This window comes from Romboutsia sp. 13368, from assembly GCF_018336475.1.
Taxonomy (GTDB): Bacteria; Bacillota; Clostridia; order Peptostreptococcales; family Peptostreptococcaceae; genus Romboutsia.
On record NZ_CP048741.1, the window covers coordinates 710828 to 711399 of the forward strand.

Below are 572 nucleotides of genomic sequence, written 5' to 3' on the forward strand. Positions count from 1 at the left end.
ATGTGGCTAAAATGCCAATATGTGACTATCACTGTCACTTAAATCCTCAGGAAATAGCTGAAGATAAGAGATACAATAATATAACTGAAATATGGTTAGGTGGAGACCACTATAAGTGGAGAGCTCTTAGAAGTTTTGGTATAGAAGAAGAATATATAACTGGAAATGCTAGCGATTTTGAAAAGTTTAAAGCATTTGCAAAAGCAATGCCTTACTTAATAGGAAACCCAATATACCACTGGTCTCATTTAGAGCTTAAAACATACTTTGGAATAGAAGAAACTTTAAGTGAAAAAAATGCAGAAGAAATATGGAATAAGTGTAATGAAATAATACAAAGTCCAGACTTCAGTGCGAGAACTATGATAGAAAAATCAAATGTTAAATATATAGGAACAACTGATGACCCAGCAAATGANNNAGAATATCATATACAAATAGCTAAAGATGAAAACTTTGACTGTGAAGTTAGACCAAGCTTCAGACCTGATAGAGCTGTAAAGATACACGGTGAAGGATTTGCTGATTATATAGTTAAATTAGGAGAAGTTGAAAATACTGAAATAAAAAAT